This window comes from Bradyrhizobium sp. PUT101 (assembly GCF_052043945.1).
Lineage (GTDB): Bacteria > Pseudomonadota > Alphaproteobacteria > Rhizobiales > Xanthobacteraceae > Bradyrhizobium.
In genome coordinates, this window is record NZ_CP197207.1 from 3,955,117 (window position 1) to 3,976,897 (window position 21,781).

At 64.0% G+C, this 21,781-nt stretch carries 16 protein-coding genes; 10 read left to right on the forward strand and 6 right to left on the reverse strand.

Translation table 11 applies throughout. The features are described 5' to 3' along the window. Positions 1–3 precede the first annotated feature (3 nt). Positions 4–1,263: an urea ABC transporter substrate-binding protein gene (urtA, locus tag ACSHT2_RS19270; protein WP_028180849.1), complete on the reverse strand. Its 1,260-nt coding sequence runs from the start codon at positions 1,261–1,263 to the stop codon at positions 4–6. Between the two features lie 170 nt (positions 1,264–1,433). Here urtA and ACSHT2_RS19275 point away from each other — a divergent pair, with 170 nt between their 5' ends. Both ACSHT2_RS19275 and ACSHT2_RS19280 read left to right on the forward strand, forming a co-directional pair. Beyond that, entirely contained in the window at positions 1,434–4,805 is a 3,372-nt protein-coding gene (locus ACSHT2_RS19275) for a hybrid sensor histidine kinase/response regulator (RefSeq protein ID WP_440635807.1), read from the forward strand. Then, complete coding sequence (locus ACSHT2_RS19280) at positions 4,795–5,715, forward strand: response regulator (protein WP_440635808.1); 921 nt, start codon at positions 4,795–4,797, stop codon at positions 5,713–5,715. The genes ACSHT2_RS19275 and ACSHT2_RS19280 overlap by 11 nt, the downstream gene beginning before the upstream one ends. A 238-nt stretch (positions 5,716–5,953) precedes the next feature. Here the strand turns inward: ACSHT2_RS19280 and ACSHT2_RS19285 are convergent, their stop codons facing one another. Both ACSHT2_RS19285 and ACSHT2_RS19290 read right to left on the reverse strand, forming a co-directional pair. Next, the gene (locus tag ACSHT2_RS19285) at positions 5,954–7,456 is read right to left on the reverse strand and encodes a flavin-containing monooxygenase (protein WP_440635809.1); all 1,503 of its coding nucleotides are present in this window, start codon (positions 7,454–7,456) and stop codon (positions 5,954–5,956) included. Positions 7,457–7,581: 125 nt separating this feature from the next. Then, positions 7,582–8,340: a S1 family peptidase gene (locus tag ACSHT2_RS19290; protein WP_440635810.1), complete on the reverse strand. Its 759-nt coding sequence runs from the start codon at positions 8,338–8,340 to the stop codon at positions 7,582–7,584. Positions 8,341–8,449: 109 nt separating this feature from the next. Here ACSHT2_RS19290 and ACSHT2_RS19295 point away from each other — a divergent pair, with 109 nt between their 5' ends. Then, a complete protein-coding gene (locus tag ACSHT2_RS19295) occupies positions 8,450–9,085 on the forward strand; it encodes an HAD-IA family hydrolase (RefSeq protein WP_440635811.1) in 636 nt (211 codons plus the stop codon). 53 nt (positions 9,086–9,138) lie between these two features. Here the strand turns inward: ACSHT2_RS19295 and mtnA are convergent, their stop codons facing one another. The 3 genes from mtnA to ACSHT2_RS19310 all read right to left on the reverse strand — a co-directional run bounded on the left by mtnA (position 9,139) and on the right by ACSHT2_RS19310 (position 11,674). Next, positions 9,139–10,245 carry an S-methyl-5-thioribose-1-phosphate isomerase gene (gene mtnA / locus ACSHT2_RS19300; protein WP_440635813.1) on the reverse strand — a complete coding sequence of 369 codons (1,107 nt, stop codon included), beginning with the start codon at positions 10,243–10,245 and terminating at the stop codon, positions 9,139–9,141. Positions 10,246–10,263: 18 nt separating this feature from the next. After that, positions 10,264–11,139 (reverse strand): S-methyl-5'-thioadenosine phosphorylase, encoded by an 876-nt coding sequence (locus ACSHT2_RS19305; RefSeq protein ID WP_440635815.1) that lies wholly within the window; start codon positions 11,137–11,139, stop codon positions 10,264–10,266. Between the two features lie 262 nt (positions 11,140–11,401). Further along, positions 11,402–11,674, reverse strand: a complete 273-nt coding sequence (locus tag ACSHT2_RS19310; protein ID WP_440635817.1) for a phosphopantetheine-binding protein — start codon at positions 11,672–11,674, stop codon at positions 11,402–11,404. A 356-nt stretch (positions 11,675–12,030) separates the two neighbouring features. Here ACSHT2_RS19310 and ACSHT2_RS19315 point away from each other — a divergent pair, with 356 nt between their 5' ends. The 7 genes from ACSHT2_RS19315 (at position 12,031) to ACSHT2_RS19345 (ending at position 21,676) form a co-directional block, all read left to right on the forward strand. Then, positions 12,031–13,248 carry an acyl-CoA dehydrogenase family protein gene (locus ACSHT2_RS19315; RefSeq protein WP_440635818.1) on the forward strand — a complete coding sequence of 406 codons (1,218 nt, stop codon included), beginning with the start codon at positions 12,031–12,033 and terminating at the stop codon, positions 13,246–13,248. A gap of 56 nt (positions 13,249–13,304) precedes the next feature. Continuing rightward, on the forward strand, positions 13,305–14,285 hold the full coding sequence (locus tag ACSHT2_RS19320) for an amino acid--[acyl-carrier-protein] ligase (protein WP_440635820.1): 981 nt from the start codon (positions 13,305–13,307) through the stop codon (positions 14,283–14,285). A gap of 36 nt (positions 14,286–14,321) precedes the next feature. Next, positions 14,322–15,197 (forward strand): acyl-CoA acyltransferase, encoded by an 876-nt coding sequence (locus ACSHT2_RS19325; RefSeq protein WP_440635822.1) that lies wholly within the window; start codon positions 14,322–14,324, stop codon positions 15,195–15,197. Positions 15,198–15,443: 246 nt separating this feature from the next. Then, positions 15,444–18,311: a PAS-domain containing protein gene (locus tag ACSHT2_RS19330; RefSeq protein WP_440635824.1), complete on the forward strand. Its 2,868-nt coding sequence runs from the start codon at positions 15,444–15,446 to the stop codon at positions 18,309–18,311. 205 nt (positions 18,312–18,516) lie between these two features. After that, positions 18,517–19,494 (forward strand): tripartite tricarboxylate transporter substrate binding protein, encoded by a 978-nt coding sequence (locus tag ACSHT2_RS19335; protein ID WP_319326921.1) that lies wholly within the window; start codon positions 18,517–18,519, stop codon positions 19,492–19,494. 183 nt (positions 19,495–19,677) lie between these two features. Next, complete coding sequence (locus tag ACSHT2_RS19340) at positions 19,678–20,163, forward strand: tripartite tricarboxylate transporter TctB family protein (RefSeq protein WP_440635827.1); 486 nt, start codon at positions 19,678–19,680, stop codon at positions 20,161–20,163. Between the two features lie 4 nt (positions 20,164–20,167). After that, the gene (locus ACSHT2_RS19345; RefSeq protein ID WP_440635829.1) at positions 20,168–21,676 is read left to right on the forward strand and encodes a tripartite tricarboxylate transporter permease; all 1,509 of its coding nucleotides are present in this window, start codon (positions 20,168–20,170) and stop codon (positions 21,674–21,676) included. Positions 21,677–21,781 lie beyond the last annotated feature (105 nt).

Consider the following 21,781-nt stretch of genomic DNA (forward strand, 5'->3'; position numbering starts at 1 on the left):
TTCTTACTGGTAGCCCTTCGGGAACGGATCCGGCTCGACGAGATCGGCGGTCTCGTAGATCAGCTCGAACTGGCCATCGAGCTTGGCGCGTCCCACCCGGGTCTTCGACCAGAGATGATGGTTCTCGTGGATGCGCACGTAACCTTCCGGTGCCCCCTTGAACTCGACGCCGGGCGACGCGGCCGCGATCTTGTCGACGTCGAAGGAGCCGGCCTTCTCGACCGTCAACTTCCACAGCCACGGGCCGAGATACGCAGCCTGGGTGACGTCTCCGATCACGGTCTTCTCGCCCCACATCTTCTTGAAGGCGGGCACGAAGGCCTTGTTGTTGGGATTGTCGAGCGACTGGAAGTACTTCATGCAGGCGTACGCGCCCGCAATGTTCTCGCCGCCGATGCCGTCGATTTCGTCCTCGGTTACTGAGATCGTCAGCAGCGGCTGCTTGGCGAGGTCGATGCCGGCGGCCTTGAGCTGCTTGTAGAAGGCGACGTTGGAGCCGCCGACGACGTCGGTGAAGATCACGTCGGGCTTGGTCAGCTTGATCTTGTTGATGACCGAGTTGAACTGGGTCGAGCCGAGTGCGTAGTACTCCTCGCCGACGACCTTGCCCTTCAGGACGTTCTCGACGTGCTTGCGCGCGATCTTGTTCGAGGTGCGCGGCCAGATGTAGTCGGAGCCGATGAAGAAGAACGTCTTCGCGCCCTTTTCCTTGGCGATCCAGTTCAGGCCGGCGAGAATCTGCTGGGTCGCTTCCTGGCCGGTGTAGATCACATTCTTGGACTGCTCGAGGCCTTCGTAGAAGGTCGGGTAATAGAGCATGCCGTTATACTGCTCGACGACCGGCAGCACCGCCTTGCGCGAGGCCGAGGTCCAGCAGCCCATGATCGCCGCGACCTTGTCGTTGACCAGCAGCTTCTTGGCCTTTTCCGCGAAGGTCGGCCAATCGGAGGCGCCGTCCTCCTGGATGAACTTGATCTTGCGCCCGAGCACGCCGCCGGCCGCGTTGATCTGCTCGATCGCGAGCTTTTCGGCCTCGATCGAGCCGGTCTCGGAGATCGCCATGGTGCCGGTGGCCGAATGCAGGATGCCGACCGTGACCTCGGTGTCGGTGACCGCAAGACCCGTGGTGTTGACCGCCGAGGTCGCCGGGGCCTGCGCAAAGGACGCCCGCGGCAGCATCGTGACGGCCGGCACGGCAGCCATCCCCATCAGCAATTTGCGCCGGAGCGGCGACAACAGGCCCTTGTTTGCTTCGTCTGACATGAGCACCCCCACTTTTGTTCGAGAACACGCTATTGGTGCTGTGAGGATGGCTCGAATTTATGCAGCACAAGCATACGCAAGATCGCGTATACTGCACCGCAAAATGCCGACGTAGGCTTCTGGTACGGAATTTGCGAGGGGTCCGGGTCCGTATCGGGAGTGGGGGTTAAGTGGCAGGGCGGCAGCGAATAGACCGCGTCAGGCGCCAGTACAACCAATGGGTCGCCAACCAGACGCTGGAAGACTACGCCCTGCGCTTCACCGCCAAGAGCGCACGCCGCTGGTCCGCCGCCCGCGTCGCCAACACTGCCCTGGGCGCGATCTCGTTCCTGGCGATGGAGGCGATCGGCGGCACAATTACGCTGAACTATGGCGTCACCAACGCGACTGCCGCCATCCTCGTGGTCTCGATCATCATCTTCTGCTGCGGCGTGCCCATCGCGTATTATGCGGCCAAGTGCGGCATCGACATCGACCTGCTGACGCGGGGAGCCGGCTTCGGTTACATCGGCTCGACCGTCACGTCGCTGATCTACGCGTCCTTCACCTTCATCTTCTTTGCGATCGAAGCCGTGATCCTCGCGTCCGCGCTCGAGATGTGCTTCGGGATTCCGCGACCGATCGGCTATCTCATCAGCGCCGTCGTCATCATCCCGCTGGTGGCCTACGGCATCACGCTGATCAGCCGCTTCCAATTATGGACGCAGCCCCTATGGGTGATCCTTCATATCATTCCGTTCGCGGCGATCGCCTGGCACAACCCGCACTCCTTCACGGAGTGGCGCAAGTTCTCGGGCGAGCACGGCGATCTCAACGGGCATTTCGATCTGTTGCTGTTCGGCGTTGCGGCCTCGGTCGTGTTTTCGCTGGTGGCGCAGATCGGCGAGCAGGTCGACTTCCTGCGATTTCTGCCGCGCGACCGCCGCGCCTCGAGGGCCTCCTGGTGGATGGCGCTGATGAGCGCAGGACCGGGCTGGATCGTGCTCGGCGCGCTGAAGCTGCTGGCCGGCTCGTTTCTCGCCTTCTTCGCGCTCAGCCACGGCGTGCCGCCCGAGGAGGCCGCCGAGCCGGCACATATGTATCTCGAAGCGTTCCGCTATGTGCTGTCGCAGCCTGACCTCGCGCTGGCATTGACCGGCACCTTCGTGATCCTGTCGCAAGTCAAGATCAACGTCACCAACGCCTATGCCGGCTCGATCGCCTGGTCGAACTTCTTCTCGCGTCTGACCCACAGCCATCCCGGGCGCGTGGTCTGGCTGGTCTTCAACGTCATCGTGGCACTGCTGTTGATGGAGATCGGCGTCTACAAGGCCCTGGAACAGACGCTGGCGCTCTATTCGAACGTCGCGATCGCCTGGGTCGGCGCGCTGGTGGCCGATCTCGTCGTCAACAAGCCGCTTGGATTGCGACCGCAGCAGATCGAATTCAAGCGCGCGCATCTCTACGACATCAACCCGGTCGGCGTGGGCGCGATGACGATCGCGACCATCGTCTCCATCAGCGCCTTTTACGGCCTGTTCGGACCTACCGCGAAGGCGCTGTCAGCCTTCATAGCGCTCGCGGTGGCCTTCCTCACCGCGCCGTTGATTGCTTGGGCCACCGACGGCAAGTACTACATCGCACGCAAGCCGAAGCGGAGCTGGCAGAACATCGAAGCGATCCAGTGCTGCATCTGTGAGCACTCGTTCGAACCTGAGGACATGGCGTCCTGCCCCGCTTACGCCGGACCGATCTGCTCGCTGTGCTGTTCGCTGGACGCGCGCTGCCACGATCTCTGCAAGCCGCATGCACGAATCCAGGCACAGGTGGCAGAGACGCTGGGCAAGCTGATGCCGCAATCGATCTATGCCCGGATCAACTCGCAACTCGGCCACTATATCGGCGTGTTCGCGGTCTCCGCCGGCCTGGTCGCCCTGGTGCTGGGACTGATCTATCTGCAGACGTCGGCGAGCGTCCGTGGCGAAAACGAGCTCGTCTCCGACGTGCTCTGGAAGGTATTCTTCTCGCTCAGCATCATCATCGGCGTGATCGCGTGGCTGTTCGTGCTGGCGCAGCAGAGCCGCCGCGCCGCCGAGGCCGAGACGCGGCGGCAGACCGCGCTGCTGATCCAAGAGATCGACGCACACAAGCGCACCGATGCCGAGCTCCAACGTGCCAAGGAGGTCGCCGAATCCGCCAACCTGGCCAAGAGCCGCTACGTGGTGGGCCTGAGCCATGAGCTGCGTTCGCCGCTGAACGCGATCAGCGGCTATGCCCAGCTGCTCGAGCAGGATACGACACTGGGCCCGAAGCCGCGCGATCAGGTCCGCGTCGTCCGCCGCAGCGCCGACCACCTGTCCGGCCTGATCGACGGCATCCTGGACATCTCCAAGATCGAGGCGGGGCGGCTGTATCTGTCGCGCGACGAGGTGCGCCTCGGCGAATTCCTCGATCAGCTCGTCGGCATGTTCCGCCTTCAGGCCGCGGCCAAGGGCATCGACTTCGTGTTCAGGCGACCGGCGTCGCTGCCGCTCGTGGTCTATGCGGACGAGAAGCGGCTGCGTCAGGTGCTGATCAATTTGCTCTCGAACGCCATCAAGTTCACCCAGTCCGGCAGCGTGCAGTTCGTCGTGCACTATCGTAGTCCCGTTGCCGAGTTCGAGGTGATCGACACCGGCCCGGGCATCCGGGGCGACGATCTCGAACGCATCTTCGCGCCTTTCGAGCGCGGTGCGCTCGGCGTCTCGCAGCCGCAGACCGGGACCGGCCTCGGCCTCACCATCAGCCGCCTGCTCGCCGGCGTGATGGGCGGCGATATCAAGGTCGTGAGCACGGTCGGCACCGGCTCAACGTTCAAGGTCAAGCTCCTGCTCTCGGAGGTCACCAATCCCCAGCGCATCGCACCGGTCGAGGCCCCGGTCTCCGGCTATCACGGCGCCCGCAAGACGATTCTCGTCACCGACGATGACCCCGTGCATCGCGATCTCCTGCGCGAGGTGCTGACGCCGCTCGGTTTCATCCTGCTCAGCGCGCCGGACGGCGCCGGCTGCCTCGCGCTGGCACAGCATTGTCGGCCCGATCTGTTCCTGCTCGATATCTCGATGCCTGCCATGGACGGCTGGACCGTGGCCGAGGCGTTGCGCGCGAGCGGCCATCACCAGGCGCGCATCCTCATGGTGTCGGCAAGCGCGTTGGAGGCCCACGGCGCTCCGCTGGCGCAACCCTTCCACGACGGCTATCTGATGAAGCCGATCGACATCCCGCGGCTCCTGGAGACGATCCGCCAGCTGCTCAAGATCGAATGGCAATACGGTTCGGACGAGATCGCGGTGCCGCTCTGGCGTCCCGAGACCGGATCAAAGCCACCGGTGCGGCACATCGAGGCGCTGATCGGGCTCGGCCAGATCGGCTACGTCAAGGGCATCCAGTTGAAGCTGGACGAGATCGGCAGCGAACATCCCGGGCATGCCGACTTCGTCGCGCAGATGCGGTCGCTGGTCGATCGCTTCGATCTCGACCAGTACATGGCCACATTGAAGACGTTGCACGCGTATGAACATTGAGTCGAAGAAGCGCGACGTTGCGCTCGTTGTCGATGACTCTCCGGAGACGCTCCGGCTGCTCACCGATGCGCTCGACGGCGCCGGCATGACGGTCATGGTGGCGCTTGACGGCGCCGCGGCGATGCGCATCATCGAGCAGCTCACGCCCGACATCATTCTGCTCGATGCGGTGATGCCCGGCATCGACGGCTTCGAGACCTGCCGCCGGCTCAAGCGCGACGCGGGTCTTGCCAATGTCCCCGTGATCTTCATGACGGGACTTGCCGAGACCGAGCACATCGTGCGTGGGCTGGAAGCCGGCGGCGTCGACTACGTGACCAAGCCGATCGTGATCGAGGAGATGCTGGCGCGCATCCGCGTCCATCTCGGCAATGCCCGGCTGACTCAGAGCGCGCGCGCCGCACTCGACGTCTCCGGCCGCTTCCTGTTCGCGGTCAACCGCCAGGGCAACGTGCTATGGGCGACGCCGCAGGCGCAGCGATTGCTGTCCGACCATCACGGTGCACAGGCCGACGATTTCGTCCTGCCGCCGGCGCTGCTGCAATGGCTGGAACAGGCCAAGGCCAAGGGCAGCTCGAAGTCGCAAGGAGCTTCCTTGCCCGACAATCCGCAACTTCGGCTGTACTACATGGGCGAAACAGCGCCAAACGAGTTCCTGCTGCGGCTCTCCAGGGAATCCGGCACCGCGCTGCCACCCGAATTCACCAGCGAGCTCGGTCTCACTACCCGCGAGGGAGAGGTTCTGGCCTGGCTCAGCAAGGGCAAGACCAACCGCGACATCGCGCAAATCTTGGGTCTCAGCCCGCGCACGGTCGACAAGCATCTCGAGCAGATCTACGCCAAGCTTGGTGTGGAGAACCGGACGGCCGCGGCGGCCATTGCGGCGAATGCCACAAGGCGGAATTCGTGAGCATGCCGCAAATGAGTTGAGATGCCGCTCGCCCGATCAACGGTGTCGTCCCGGACAAGCGCGCCCTCAGGCGCGCGCCGATCCGGGACCCAGCCACAGGGAGATGTTTGGCGAAGACTCGGGGTGGTCAGCTCACTCCATAACCACTCCCTGTGGTTGGGTCCCGGGTTCGCTTCGCGCCCCGGGACGACAGTGGAGTGTGCGGCGGTCGCCACTGCCCCTTACACGAACAACGCCCTCACCCGTAAACGAACGCCTTGTCGTCCAGGTCCGTCTTCGGGATCTCGTCCTTCTCGGTCCAGTAATCCTGGCTGTGCTGCCATTCCGGCTTGTCGCCACGCCTGGGCAAGAGATCCATGTTGCGCATCATGTAACCGGGGTTGAAGTTTTCCGGATCGATCCAGGGCAGGATCGGCATGTTGTGGTCTTCGGGACGCAGCTTGACCTCGACCTTCCTTGCACCTTTCGCCTTCATGTGTCCGAGCAGCCTGCAGACGAAATCGGCGACGAGGTCGACGCGCAACGTCCAGCTGGCGCGGAAGTAGCCGAACACCCAGACCATGTTCGGAACGCCCGTGAACATCATGCCGCGATAGGTGACGGTGTCGCCGAAGGCGAGCGGCTTGCCGTCGATCTCGAAGGAGATGTCGCCGAGCGCTGCGAGATTGAACCCGGTCGCAGTGACGATGACATCGGCCTCCAGCAGCTTGCCAGATTTGAGCTGGATACCATTCTCGACGAAACATTCGATCTCGTCGGTCACGACGGAGGCCTTGCCGCTGGCGATGCCCTTGAACAGATCGGCATCCGGCACGAAGGCGATGCGCTGCCGCCACGGCCGGTAATTCGGCGTGAAGTGCGTCTCGACGTCGTAGTCGGGTCCCAGGACTGCGCTGATCTGGCCGATCAGCTCCTTCTTGACCTGCTCGGGCTTGGACACGCAGAGTTTCGTGAACGCATCCTGTTCGAACAGGATCTTCCGCCGCACGATCTCGTGGATCCAGGTCTCGTCAACCTGAAGCCGGCGCAGCTCTTCCGCAAGCTCGATGGCATTGCGACCGAGGCGGAAATAGGTCGGCGAGCGCTGGAGCATCGTGACATGTGCGCATGTATCCGCGATGTTTGGCACCAGCGTTGCCGCCGTCGCGCCCGAGCCGATCACGACGACCTTCTTGTTCGTGAGGTCAAGGTCGTCGGGCCATGTCTGCGGATGAACGACGCGGCCCTTAAAGCGATCCATGCCCTTCCATTCCGGCGTGTAGCCTTCGGAATGGCGATAGTAGCCCTGGCACATCCAGAGGAAGTTGGCGGTGAATGTTCTGGACTCACCGGTGTCGGTCGTTACCGCCTCGATGGTCCAGAGATTCTGCTCGCTCGACCAGCTGGCGGAATTGATCTTGTGCTTGTAGCGAATGTGCTTCGCAAGATCGTTCTCCTCGATCACCTCGTTCATGTAGGCGAGGATCTCCTCGGCGGTCGCGATCGGCGGGCCGACCCAGGGCTTGAAGCGATAGCCGAACGTGTGGAGATCGCTGTCGGAGCGGATGCCGGGATAGCGATGCGTGATCCAGGTGCCGCCGAAGCTCGCCTGCGTCTCCAGAATGACGAAGCTCGTGCCAGGAAGCTGCTGTGTGAGATGGTAGGCGCTGCCGATGCCGGAGATGCCGGCGCCGACGATCAGCACGTCGAAATGCTCTGAAGCCTGCTTGGTGGTGGCGTGACTGCGAACCGCGACATTCATTGTTGCTTCTATGCCTTGCTTATTTTTGTGGCCGCTCTCGACCGAACGGCGCGTTTCCTCCGCGACAGGCATGATCACCCGCCGCGCCTCCGCTTCAAAATGACATAGATCAAGTCGGGGTCAAATCACAGTGCCGCACCCCAGCTCCGCGCCGTCTGCAAAATCCAGTCGCGGTAGAGCGTCAGCGGCGTCACGCCGGTCAATCCGCCGCAACCGGCGGCGCCGTTCGGCCCTGTCGACCAGCTGATGAGCCCGACGAGCACGGGACCATTCGGCTTGTCCTCTAACACGGGGCCGCCGGAATCGCCGGTGCAGGCGCCAATTCCGTCGCGAACACCGTTGGTTACGGGATCGACCAGGCGAATCTGGAGCGTGCCGGGCTGCCCGGTCGCAACGAGGCCGGCAACGCGCGTCGTGCCGCCGCTCTTGCCGTCGCCGCGAACAGTGACGCCGATACCGGCGATGACGAAGCGGCCGCCGACCCGTATCGGAATATTCGGCATGCCGACCATCACCGTGGATTTTCCCTTGAGTGGAATTTCCAGTTGCAGCAGCGCCACGTCGGCGGTGGCACGATGCGCCTGCATCGCCTGCATGTTGAAGTTCGGATGGATCGCGACAGTGCGGACGTTCAGCAATTGCGGCTGACCGTCGGCACCGCGATCGACGATCTTGTAATCGGCGCCGGGCTGCACGCAATGTGCGACCGTCAACACCAGCCTCGGCGCGATCAGGCTGCCGGTGCAGAAGTTGCCGCGCGATCCGACGATGGTGACGACGGCACGCGCGACACCATCGGCCTGCGGCGTGCCGCCACCGACAATGGCGTGGGCAGGCGTAGCGAGCAGCAGCGCGGCTGCGATGAATGTGGCAAGCTTCTTCATGGGAACACGCTTCGGCGTCAGCATCGGTGAAGGAGGGGACGGCTTCGGACTGGCCCTTGCCGATAGCGCATGCTAGCCCTCTTGGAAAGGAATTGACGAGGGCAGGACATTGACGATCGAGGCTGTGATCTTTGATTTTGGCGGCGTGCTGACGAGCTCACCATTCGAGGCGTTCACGCGGTTCGAGACCGAGCGCGGCCTGCCCATCGACATCATCCGGCGCACCAACGCCGCCAATCACCTGGAAAACGCCTGGGCCAAGTTCGAGCGGGCCGAGGTGGACATCGACACCTTCGACGAATTGTTCGCCGCGGAATCGCTCGCGCTTGGCGCGGAAGTGCGCGGCCGTGACGTCCTGCCGCTGCTGCAGGGCGATCTGCGCCCGGAGATGGTCGAGGCTCTGAAGCGCATCAAGGCGCAGTTCAAGACCGGCTGCATTACCAACAATTTGCCGGCGAACGCCATCGGCAGCCTGACGGGACGATCCCTCTACATCGCCGAAGTGATGGTGTTGTTCGATCACGTCATCGAATCCGCCAAGATCGGCCTGCGCAAGCCTGACCCGCGCATCTACCAGATGATGATCGAGACGCTGAAGGTCGATCCGAACAATTGCGTCTATCTCGACGATCTCGGCGTCAACCTGAAACCCGCGCGTCAGATGGGCATGACGACGATCAAGGTCACAGGCGGCGCCCAGGCGATTGCGGAACTTGAGGCGGCGACAGGGTTGAAGCTGAGCTAGCTGGCGCGTCACTCTCGCAATGACGGCGTGAGACATCTCGCCTGGCAAACCGCCTACTCCGCCGCAGCAACAACCCGCTCCGGGAACGCAGCCGCCAGCGACTCACGATCCGGCTTCAGGACGCCGCGTTCGGTAATGAGACCGGTGACGAGCCGCGCCGGCGTCACGTCGAACGCGTAGTTCGCGACCGGCGAGTTCGCCGGCACGATGCGCACCGTCTCCAGCCTTCCGTCGGCAGTGCGGCCGGTCATGTCGGTGACCTCCGTGCCGCTGCGCTGCTCGATCGGGATGTCGCGAATGCCGTCATGGACGGCGAAGTCGATCGTCGGCGACGGCAGCGCAACGTAGAACGGCACGCCATTGTCATGCGCGGCGAGTGCCTTCAGATAGGTGCCGATCTTGTTGCAGACGTCGCCGTTGGCGGCGACGCGGTCGGTGCCGACGATGGCGAGATCGACCATGCCGTGCTGCATCAGGTGTCCGCCGGTATTGTCCGGGATCACCGTGTGCGGCACGCCGTGATGGCCGAGCTCCCACGCAGTGAGCGAGGCGCCCTGGTTGCGCGGCCGCGTCTCGTCGACCCAGACATGGACCTTGAGGCCGCGCTCATGCGCGAGATAGATCGGCGCCGTCGCCGTGCCCCAATCGACGGTGGCGAGCCAGCCGGCGTTGCAATGGGTCAGCACGTTGACCGCCTGCCCCGGCTTCCTCGCCGCGATCGCCTCGATCAGCCTCAGACCGTTGCCGGCGATGCCGCGGTTGATCTCGACGTCCTGCTCGACGATCTCGTCGGCGCGCGCATAGGCCGCTTCCGCCCTTTCAAGGGGGTCGATCGGCGCGAGCGTCGCGCGCATCTCGTCCAGCGCCCATTTCAGATTGATCGCGGTCGGCCGCGCCACGACGAGCGTGTCATAGGCACGCTTCAGGCCTGCATCCGAGGCATCCTCGCGCATTGCGAGCGCCATGCCATAAGCGGCAGTCGCGCCGATCAAAGGCGCGCCGCGCACCAGCATGTCGCGGATCGCGACGGCCGCGTCTTCGCAGGAGGTCAGGCGCGCGATGATGAACTCATGCGGCAGCCTGCGCTGGTCGATCGCGCCGACCGACCAGCCGTCACGCTCGCGCCAGATGCTGCGGAAATGCTTGCCGTCGACCTTCATGGCATTCTGCCTTTCACATCACGCCCGCAGGATGCGGCCTGCCACAGCGTCGAGCTTCTTCAGAAGCTCCGGATCGCGCGCCTCGGGCGCCGTGATCAGCGCAGTGTCGAGCGCACGGTCCGAACCGATCGGGCACGGCTCGTGCTCGCGCGGAAAATCCTTTGCCAGCCGCGCCACCAGCGCCTTCGCCTTGTCGGCGTTCGACGTCAGCACGCGGATGATGTCCTGAACGGTGACCGCGTCATGATCGGGATGCCAGCAGTCGAAATCCGTCACCATCGCGACGGTGGCGTAACAAATCTCCGCCTCGCGCGCGAGCTTGGCCTCCGGCATGTTGGTCATGCCGATCACGGAATAGCCAAGGGTCTTGTAGGTCATGCTTTCCGCATAGGTGGAGAATTGCGGCCCCTCCATGCAGACATAAGTGCCGCCGCGCGCGATCGCGATGCCCTCGGCCTCGGCCGCCGCCGCGAGATGGATGCGCAGCCGTGGCGACACCGGATGCGCCATCGACACATGCGCGACGCAGCCGCGGCCGAAGAACGAGCTCTCCCGCTTGTAGGTGCGGTCGACGAACTGGTCGACGAGAACGAAAGTTCCGGGCGGCAGTTCCTCTTTGAAGGAGCCGCAGGCCGAGAGCGAGATCAGGTCGGTGACGCCGGCGCGCTTCAGCACGTCGATATTGGCGCGATAGTTGATGTCGGAGGGGGACAGCCGGTGTCCCTTGTCGTGCCGCGGCAGGAACACGATCGGCAGGCCGGCGATGGAGCCACGCCGCAACGGCGCAGACGGCTCGCCCCAGGGACTCTTGATCACCTCTTCGCGCGCACCCTCGAGGCCGGGCAGGTCATAGATGCCCGAGCCGCCGATGATACCCAATACCGCCTGCGTCATTCCTGCTCCACCATGTCCGCCACGTGTGACATGGTTAAGCTATGCCAGTTTTGCGGCGGATTTGGAACGGGGGCGGAAGCGATGCCGGTGTTGTGAGCAGCGCAGGCGCCCGCCTCGCACTCAGTGTCGTCCCCGCGAAAGCGGGCCCTATAACCACAGGCCATGATTTGGCGAAGATGCAGTTCGATCAACAATCGACAGATTCGCGGAATGATCCCCTGTGTACGCAGGGACGACACCGGGAGGGGAGTTGCATCCTTCCTTACGCCGCGGTCGCCGGCTGCAGCTGGGTGGCGACCATCCGCTCCAGCGTCTCGACCGACTGGAAATTCTCCGGCGTGATCTCGGACTGCGGGATGGTGAAGTCGAACTCGGCTTCGACGCCGAGCATCAGATTGACCATGTCCATCGAGGTCAGGCCGACATCGACGAGCTTGGCCGACGGTGTGACCTCTGCGGTGAGTGAATTCTGTTCGAGAATGCCCTTAACCAGCTTGATGATGCGGTTGCGCAATTCGGTATCGAAGGCCTGCATCGGCAAATTCCCATCTGTCTATCGGGGTCGGATCGGACTGCCGGCTACGATGGGCACGGCCTGCCGGTCCTGCAATGGGCGACACCAATACTTCGCGTTTGTTAGTAAACGATGACTCAGATTGTCTGGAATTCGGGCTTCTTCCAGAATCCTAACGCGATGCTGGAGAATCGGGTGATGCAAACAACCGGGCCTTAACTGTTCGTTCGGAATTTGGCTTTGTTTACCCTGTATTTCATCGACGAATTTGAATTAAATCCGTAGCCTCGTCTCACAAGCAAAGATGACCGGAGGATCACCGGCGGCATCACGAATGATGCCGGCGATCTCGAACGGCAAACCGGAGACGGACGAGCATGAACGTGCGTGAAGCGGTCCTTACTGTCGACGAAACGCAGACGAGCTTCCTCGAGCAGGGTCCCTCCCTGGTCGAGCGTGCGGCCCGGACCGCCGCCGCTGCGGCGGCCGATGCAGACGGGGTCGATCGCGACGCCCGTTTCCCGCACAAGGCGTTCGAGGTCGCACGTGAGCAAAAGCTGCTCGGCGTGATGATCCCCGTCGAGTTCGGTGGCTTCGGCGCCTCGATCTACGACGTCACCGATATCTGCTACACGCTCGGACGCGCCTGCGCGTCCACCGCGATGATCTACGCGATGCACCAGACCAAGGTCGCCTGCATCATCAGGCACGGCCATGGCATTCCCTGGATGGAGACCATGATGCGCCGGGTCGCCCGCGACCAGTGGCTGCTCGCCTCCTCCACCACCGAGGGCCAGAATGGCGGCAACATCCGCGCCAGCGCCGCCGCGGTCGACCACGCCGGCGACACAGTTTCGCTGGTGCGCGACGCCACCGTGATCTCCTACGGCGCCGAGGCCGACGGTCTCGTCACCATCGCCCGCCGCGCCACCGATGCCGCCGCCTCCGACCAGGTGCTGCTGGCGCTCGCCAAGGACGATTATTCGCTGAAGCGGACACTGGGCTGGGAAACGCTCGGCATGCGTGGCACCTGCTCGACCGGGTTCGAACTGAAGGTCGACTGCCCTGCCGACCGCGTCTTCCCTGAAGCCTATGACAAGATCCACGCCCAGACCATGACGCCGTTCGCGCATCTGTGCTGGTCGTCGGTCTGGGCCGGCATCGCCGCTGCGGCCGTGACCCGCGCGCAGGCCTTCATCCGCAAGGCGGCGCGCTCTTCCGGGGGCCAGATGCCTCCGGCCGCGGCGCACTTCACCGCCGCCAAGATGTCGCTGGCCGAGCTGCGCGCGCTGATCGCTGCCAACATCGACGCTTTCGCCCGCGCCGAGCATGACGAGCGTGCGCTGAGCTCGCTCGACTTCCAGTCCTCGATCACCCTGCTGAAGGTGCAGGCCTCCGAGCTTGCAGTCGAGACCGTGATGCATGCGATGCGCACCGCGGGTCTTTCCGGCTACCGCAACGACGGCGAGTTCACCATGGGGCGTCACCTCCGCGACGTGCTGTCGTCGCCGATCATGATCAACAATGACCGCATCCTGGCCAACGCCGCGACATCGACGCTGATGAGCGGGGTGCCGACAAGCCTTCGCGACTGACGTGCCTTTGGCGACTGAATCAACAAGAACAATTTTGAGATAGCAGGACATCGACCATGAATATTGCCGTCCTCCCCGACTCGCCCGCCACCGCGCCGCAGATGATCGATCCGCTCGATCATCTCGCCGACAAACTGTTCCACCGCATGGGCGCCGACGGCGTCTATGCCCGCACCGCACTCTATGAAGGCATCGTCGAGAAGCTTGCCGCGCTGATCACTGGCCATCGCGAGACCGGCACCGAAGTGATGCGCTTCCCGCCGGTGATGAGCCGCGCCCAGCTGGAAAAATCCGGCTATCTCAAGAGCTTTCCGAACCTGCTCGGCTGCGTTTGCGGCCTGCATGGCACCGAGCGCGAGATCAATGCCGCGGTGAGCCGCTTCGATGCCGGCGGCGACTGGACGACCTCGCTGTCCCCCGCCGATCTCGTGCTGTCACCGGCCGCCTGCTATCCGGTCTACCCGATCGCGGCGAGCCGTGGCCAATTGCCGAAGGGCGGCCTGCGCTTCGACGTCGCCGCGGATTGCTTCCGCCGCGAGCCGTCGAAACATCTCGACCGGCTGCAATCATTCCGGATGCGCGAATATGTCTGCATCGGCAGCCCCGACGACGTCGCCGATTTCCGCGAGCGCTGGATGGTGCGTGCGCAGGCGATCGCCCGCGACCTCGGCCTCACCTTCCGCGTCGACTACGCCAGCGATCCTTTCTTCGGCCGGGTCGGCCAGATGAAGGCGGTGAGCCAGAAGCAGCAGCAGCTCAAGTTCGAGCTCCTTATCCCGCTGCGCTCGGAAGAGCAGCCGACCGCCTGCATGAGCTTCAACTATCACCGCGAGCATTTCGGCACGACCTGGGGAATCCAGGACGCCAATGGCGAGCCGGCCCATACCGGCTGCGTCGCCTTCGGCATGGACCGTCTGGCCGTCGCCATGTTCCACACCCACGGCACCGATCTTTCCGACTGGCCTACCAAGGTGCGGGACGTCCTGGGCCTGCAGCCGCATGTCGCGGCCGAGGCTCATGGCGAAGGCTGGCGCTAGGGCAAGAGGTCGACCATTTCCACGGGCAAGACGAACGTGATCCACACCAAGATCCGATGCCGCGAAATCACCGAGTCCGACGTCGAGAAGATCGCGGACTTGCTGACGCGCGGCTTCGTCGGGCGTTCACGCGAATACTGGATTCAGGGCCTGCGCCGGCAGGCCTTCCGGCCGGTGCCGGAGGGTTATCCGCGCTTCGGCTACATGCTGGACGACGACGGCACGCCGGTCGGCGTGCTGCTCTTGATCTACACGGCACGCAAGGATGGCGAAGAGACCGCCATCCGGTGCAACCTGTCGAGCTGGTATGTCGACCCGGCCTACCGCAACTACGCCCCGCTGTTGACCAAGATCGCCCAGCGGCACAAGGACGTCACCTATTTCAACATCAGCCCGGCGCCGTGGACCTGGCCGATCATCGAAACGCAGGGCTTTGGCGCCTATTGCCGCGGCATATTCTTCTCGATCCCTGTGCTGGCGCGCGCTCCGCGCTGGAGCGAGATCGAGGTGATCCCGCCACACGCCAAGGAGATCATGGGGCTTTCCGAAGCCGAGACCGAGCTCTTGACGCGGCATGCGCGCTACAATTGCCTCAGCCTCGTCTGCCGCACGCCGAAGGGAGCGTTCCCCTTCATCCTGCAACCGGTTCGCATCCGCCGCGGTTTTATCGCACCGCCCGCGATGAAGCTGATCTATTGCCGGGACGCCGCGGAATATGCCGAATGCGCCGGCCGCATCGGCCGGTTGCTGCTGCGGCTCGGCAAGGTCTCCGTGGCCGTCGATGCCAACGGTCCGGTTGCCGGCCTCGTCGGCATCTACACCGAGCGGCGCGGCCGCAAATATTTCAAGGGCCCGCACCGGCCACAACTCGGCGACCTCACCGACACGGAACTCGTGCTGTACGGGCCCTAGGGCAGCGCTCGGCCCTGCAGCTCGCATGAGCGCGGCGACATGCGGGAACGGTCGCCCCGAATCTCGCTCCGCGCATCCGGCTACAGGCTATCGCCTTGCCAGCTGGCCATTTGCGCGCTCTCTCACCATCGCCGGTCACCCTCCGTAAACTACTGCGCTTAAGGGAATTTTCCGGCCTCTTCGCTACCCTCGGCCGCTGAATTAGGTTGCATTAAGTCTATTGCCTGCCGAGGTCCCGCCGACCCCATGATGTCGACCCGCGACAACGAGCCTGGTGCACGCCGCGAGCATGGCCCGGACGCCCTGGTCGTCCTGAGCCAGCTTGCGCTCGACCACATGGAGCAGGGCGTCTGCGTCTACGATGCCGACAACCGGATCGTGCTGGTGAACCAGCGGTACCTCACGCTGTTCGACATGTCGGCCGACATCGTGCGGGTCGGCACGAGCTACCGCGAGGTCCTCGCGCATAGCGCGAGACGCGGCAACTTTCCGCAAGGCGAGCTCGACGCGTTGTATTCGGCGCGGATCGCACAGATCGCCGCGGGCAAGCCGTTCCGAACCGAGCAGCGGCTGGCGAGCGGCCTCGTCATGTCGCTCGAGCTGAAGCCGCTGCCCGGCGGCGGCTGGATGACGATCTGTGACGATGTCAGCCGCCTCGCCCGGCTCGAAGCGGAATTGCACGTGCAGACCGAACGGAGCCAGCACGCGCTCGCCAACATGTCGCACGGCCTCATCATGTACGACGTCGACAGCCGCGTCGTCGTCTGCAACGAACGGTTCCTGAAGCTCTACGGCCTCGATTCCAAGATCGTGAGGCCGGGCGTCCCGCATTGTAAGGTGATCGAGCACTGGATGTCGCGCGGCAACCTGCCGGGCATGTCGAGCGACGAATTCTACGAAAGCCGGCTCGAAGATGTGCGCCGCAGGAAGGCGAAAACCTTGCTGGTGATGCGTTACGACGGACGGATGGTCCAGGCGGTCTCCCGTTTCCTGCCCGACGGCGGCTGGGTGACGGTGCACGAGGACGTCACGGAGCGGCTGCAATACGAGGAGACGCTGAGGCAGCAGAACTTCATCCTCGATGCGGCGCTGGAGAACATGGCGCACGGGCTCGCCTTCTACGACAGCGACATGCGCCTTCGGGTCTGCAACACCACCTACCGCAGGATCTACCGGCTGTCGCCGGAGGAAACCAGGCCCGGCACGCATCTCGCCGAACTGATCGAGCGTTCGATGGCGAAGGGTGCATTCTCCTCCGAATACAGTCCGCAACAGCTCCTCGAAGCCGCCAGCACGAGCATTGCGAACCGCGATTCCTCGCCAATGCGCCGACGCATGGCGAACGACACCGTGGTCTCGGTGCGCTACTGCGCACTCGCCGAGGGCGGCTTCGTCGCCACCTATGAAGACATTACCGAGCGCGAGCGCGCGATCGAGCAACTGAGCGAACAGTACCGCCGCTTCGACGCGGCACTGAACAACATGAGCCAGGGCCTGTGCATGCTCGATGCGAGCCTGCGCGTGATCGTCTGCAATCGCCGCTATCTCGAGATGTACGGGTTGTCGCCGGAGATCGTGAAGCCCGGCGTCTCGATGCGAGAGATCATGGAGTACAGCTGCGAGCTCGGCATCCATCCGGACACGACCGGCGCCAGGCTCTATGCCGACTATGTCGAGAGGTTGCGCGAGGGCGAGCACACATTGCACCGGCACTTGAGCGACGGCCGCATCATCAAGCTCAATCACAAGCGGATGGAGCACGGCGGCTGGGTCGTCACTTACGAGGACGTCACCGAGCGTCACAAGGCCCAGGCCCGGGTGGCGCACATGGCACGGCACGATTCGCTCACCGACCTGCCCAACCGCACGCTGTTCCGCGAGAAAATGGGCGAGGGCCTGAATCAGGTCGCGATCGCCGGCGGCGCCATGGCCGTGCTGTGCTTCGACCTCGACAACTTCAAGACCGTCAACGATCGCCTCGGCCACGCCGCAGGCGACCGCCTGCTGCGGTGGGTCGCAGCGCGCCTGAAGGAGAATGTCGGCGAGCACGATACCGTCGCGCGTCTCGGCGGCGACGAGTTCGCCATCCTCCAGCGCGGACCGCAGCCGCAATCGGCTGAGGAGCTCGCCCACCGCCTGATCGACCTCATCGGTCATCCCCCGCCACTGGAAAGCCAGTCGGTCCATGTCGGCGTCTCCATCGGTATCGCGATCGCACCCGACCATGGGCTCGATGCCGACGAGCTGATGAAATGCGCCGACCTCGCGCTGTACCAGGCCAAGGCCAGGGGGCGCGGAGCCTATCAGCTGTTCGAGCCCGAGATGGAGGAAGAGGCGCGCAGCCGACACGCGCTGGAGCAGGATCTGGGCGGCGCGCTCGAAGGGCGTGAATTCCACCTGGTGTTCCAACCGCAGATGCGGCTCGATTCCTCCGAGCTCACCGGCTTCGAGGCACTGCTGCGCTGGAAACATCCCTCGCGCGGCTTCGTCTCTCCAGCCGAGTTCATTCCGATTGCGGAGGAAAACGGGCTGATCGTACCGATCGGCGAATGGGTGCTGCGCTCGGCCTGCGCGGCCGCTGCGTCCTGGCCCGATGTCACCGTCGCGGTGAACCTGTCGCCGGTGCAGTTCCGCTCGCGCGGGCTGGTCGCGATGGTCACGAGCGCACTTGCGGAAGCCGGCCTGCCGCCGCAGCGGCTCGAGCTCGAGCTTACGGAGACGGCGCTGCTCGATGACAGCGAGGCGACGATCGAGATCCTGCACCAGCTCCGCACGTTAGGGGTGCGCGTCAGCCTCGACGATTTTGGCGTTGGCTATTCCTCGCTGAGCTATTTGCGCAAGTTTCCCTTCGACCGCATCAAGATCGACCGCTCCTTCGTCGGCACGCTCGGCGAAAGCCCGGAAAGCGTTGCCATCGTCCGAACGATCGCAAGCCTCGGCTCCGTGCTCGGCGTCGAGACGACCGCGGAGGGGGTGGAGACCGAGGAGCAACTCGATTTCGTCCGCGAATGCGGCTGCACTGCCGTTCAAGGCTACTATTTCGGCAAGCCCTGTCTCGCATCGGAGGTCGGCCGTACCATAGAGACGCTGAACATGGTCCGGCGCGTGGCCTAACGGCTTCGCCCCGTTTCAAATTCCGCCTCTCGGCACGCGGCCGAACGACGAATTGTCGCATGTGCCGGCTTTGCCGGCATTGCCCGACCGACCGCCGCGCGCGGTCCGCGCAATGCGCTTTTCTTCTCCCTCGATTTCAGGAACAATCGTCTCACAAGAACAAGAGGCGGCGGTCCAAAGGGGCCGCTGCGAGGGAGGCGTTTCGATGTCAGGATACGGGCTGAAGACGATTGCATTTGCCGCGGTGCACGCTGTCATGGGCGCATTGCTCTCTACTGCTGCGAGTGCGCAGGACTATCCCAGCAAGCCGATCACCTTGATCGTGCCATGGCCGGCCGGCGGATCGACCGATATCTCGATGCGCGCGATCGCCGACAGCGCCTCGAAGATCCTGGGTCAGCCGATCGTGGTCGACAACAAGGCCGGCGGCGGCGGCACGGTGGGACCTGCGACCATGGCCGCGGCAGCGAAGCCCGACGGCTACACCATCTCGCAGATCCCGATCACAGTCTTCCGCCTGCCGCTGATGCAGGAGGTATCATGGGATCCGGCGAAGGACTTCAGCTACATCGTCCATCTCACCGGCTACACCTTTGGTGTGACGACCAGTGCGGAGTCGCAGTTCAAGAGCTGGAAGGACGTGGTGGAGTTCGCCAAGGCGAACCCGGGCAAGGTGACCTACGCCACGCCGGGCGCCGGCACGTCGCTGCATATCGGCATGGAGCAGATCGCCGCGATGTCCGGCATCAAGCTGACGCAAGTCCCGTTCAAGGGCGGCGCAGAGACCAATGCAGCCGTGCTGGGACAGCACACCATGCTGCAGGCCGACTCAACGGGATGGCGACCGCTGGTCGACGCCGGCAAGCTGCGGCTGCTGATGGTGTGGACCGGCGCACGCTCGCCGAACTACCCGGATGTGCCGACGCTGAAGGAGCTCGGCTATCCCATGGTCTATGATTCCCCGTTCGGCATCGCTGGCCCGAAGGGCATGGATCCCAAGATCGTCGCCAAGCTGCACGATGCCTTCAAGAAGGCGATCGAGGACCCGGCAGTGGTGGCGACGCTCGCCAAATACGACATGGTTCCGAACTACAAGAACACCGAGGACTACAAGAAGTTCGTCGTCGAGGTCACGGCGTCCGAGCGCAAGGTGATCGAGACGCTCGGGCTTGCGAAGAAGTAGAGCTGAGCTACTTACGCGTCCCGGACGCGGTGCAGCGCTTCGTCAGCGCTGCGCCACAGAGCCGGGACCACCTTTGCCTAACTTCATGGGCCCCGGCTCGGCAGCGCATCACCATAGCGCGTTGAAGACGCGAGTGAACGCACTTACGGTGCTGCGCCGCGTCCGGGGCACGAGAGGGAATCGATGAGCAACCAAACCAACGTCAAGCTCCGCCTCAGCAATTCCGAGCTCTGGGGCGGATTGATCGGGCTCGCGCTTGGCGCCTTCGTGATCTGGTCGGGCTTGAAGCTCAGGCTCGGCACCATCAACGATCCCGGTTCGGGCTACGTGCTGTTCTATACGGGCATCCTGATGTGCGTGTTCGCAGGCGCGATCATCGTCTCGGCGATCACGGAGGGCGGTCCGACGCTGGCCTCGCGCTGGGAGAATGTACGCTGGAGCAAGCCGCTTCTCCTCATCGCTTGCCTCACCGCGTTCTCCTTCGCCCTGGAACCGTTGGGATTCCTGTTGTCATCGATCCCGCTGATGCTGCTGCTGTTGAGGCTGATCGATCCCGTGCGCTGGACGCTGGCGGTGCCGATCGCCGTGCTGGCGCCGGTCGGGATGTGGTGGGTGCTCAAGCGGCTGCTGTTGATCCAGTTGCCCTCGGGCCTGTTCGGGATCGGTTGACCGCATGGATACGCTTGTCAATGTCGCGCATGGATTCGGCGTCGCGCTGCTGCCGATCAACCTGCTCTACTGCTTCATCGGCGTCTTCATCGGCACGCTGGTCGGCGTGCTGCCGGGCATCGGGCCGATCTCGGCGATGTCGCTGTTGCTGCCCGTGACCCTGTCGGGGACGCCGGAATCCGGCATCATCATGATGGCCGGCATCTACTACGGCTCGATGTATGGCGGCTCGACCACCTCGATCCTGGTCAACATCCCCGGCGAAGCAGCCTCCGTCGTCACCTGCATCGACGGCCACCAGATGGCGAAACAGGGCCGTGCGGGCCCCGCGCTCGGCATCTCCGCCTTCGGCTCCTTCGCCGCCGGCACGTTTGCGCTGGTCGCCTTGATGCTGGTAGCACCGAAGCTTGCCAGCATTGCCATCGCCTTCGGCCCGGCCGAGTATTTCAGCCTGATGGTGCTCGGCCTCGTCGTGCTCACCTTCCTCACCCAGGGATCGATGCCAAAGGCACTGCTGATGGCGTGCATCGGCGTCGTGCTCGGGCTGGTCGGCCTCGACAGCATCACCGCGCGGCCGCGGCTGACCTTCGGCCGTATGGAGCTGATCGACGGCATCGGCCTCGTGCCCGTCGTGATGGGCCTGTTCGGCGTTGCCGAGGTGCTGCTCAACACCGAGCAGGCGATCAAGCGCGACATCATCAACACCAAGATCACTCATCTCCTGCCCACCAAAGAGGACTGGAAGGCAAGCGCAGGTCCGGTCGGCCGCGGCACGATCCTCGGCTTTTTCCTCGGCATCCTGCCGGGCGGCGGCGCGGTGGTGGCGTCATTCGCCTCCTACGCGCTGGAGAAGCGGCTGTCGAAGACGCCCGAGCGTTTCGGCCATGGCGCGATCGAAGGCGTCGCGGGGCCCGAGTCGGCCAACAACGCCGCGGCGGGCGGCGCCTTCATTCCGCTGATGACGCTCGGCATCCCGCCGAACGTCGTGATGGCGCTGCTGCTAGGGGCATTCGTCATTCACGGCCTGCAGCCGGGACCGCTGCTGATCACGCAGAACCCCGGCCTGTTCTGGGGCATCGTCGCCAGCATGTATATCGGCAACGTCATGCTGTTGATCCTGAACCTGCCGATGATCGGCATGTGGGTGCAGCTGCTCAAGCTGCCCTACAACATCCTGTTTCCCCTGATCATCCTGTTCACGATCCTCGGCGTCTACTGCTCGAGCAACAACGTGTTCGACGTCCATGTGATGATCGCGTTCGGGATCATCGGCTATTTCATGCGCAAGCTCGGCTATGAGCCGGCGCCACTGGTGCTCGCCTTCGTGCTGGGGCCGATGATGGAGAACAATCTGCGCAAGTCGCTGATCCTGTCGCAGGGCGATCTCTGGACCTTCGTGCAGCGGCCGATCTCGGGGGTGTGCCTGACGCTGGCGCTCGTGCTGCTGATCGCTCCGCTGCTGCCGTCGCTGCGCAGGAAGCGCGAGCTGGTGGCATTGGATGAGGGGGCGTGAGGAGATTCGCAGGGTGGATTGGCCGAAGGCGCAATCCACCTCTTCCACTTCCGCGGAGACCAAAAGTGGTGGGTTACGCCTACGGCTAACCCAACCTGCAATTCC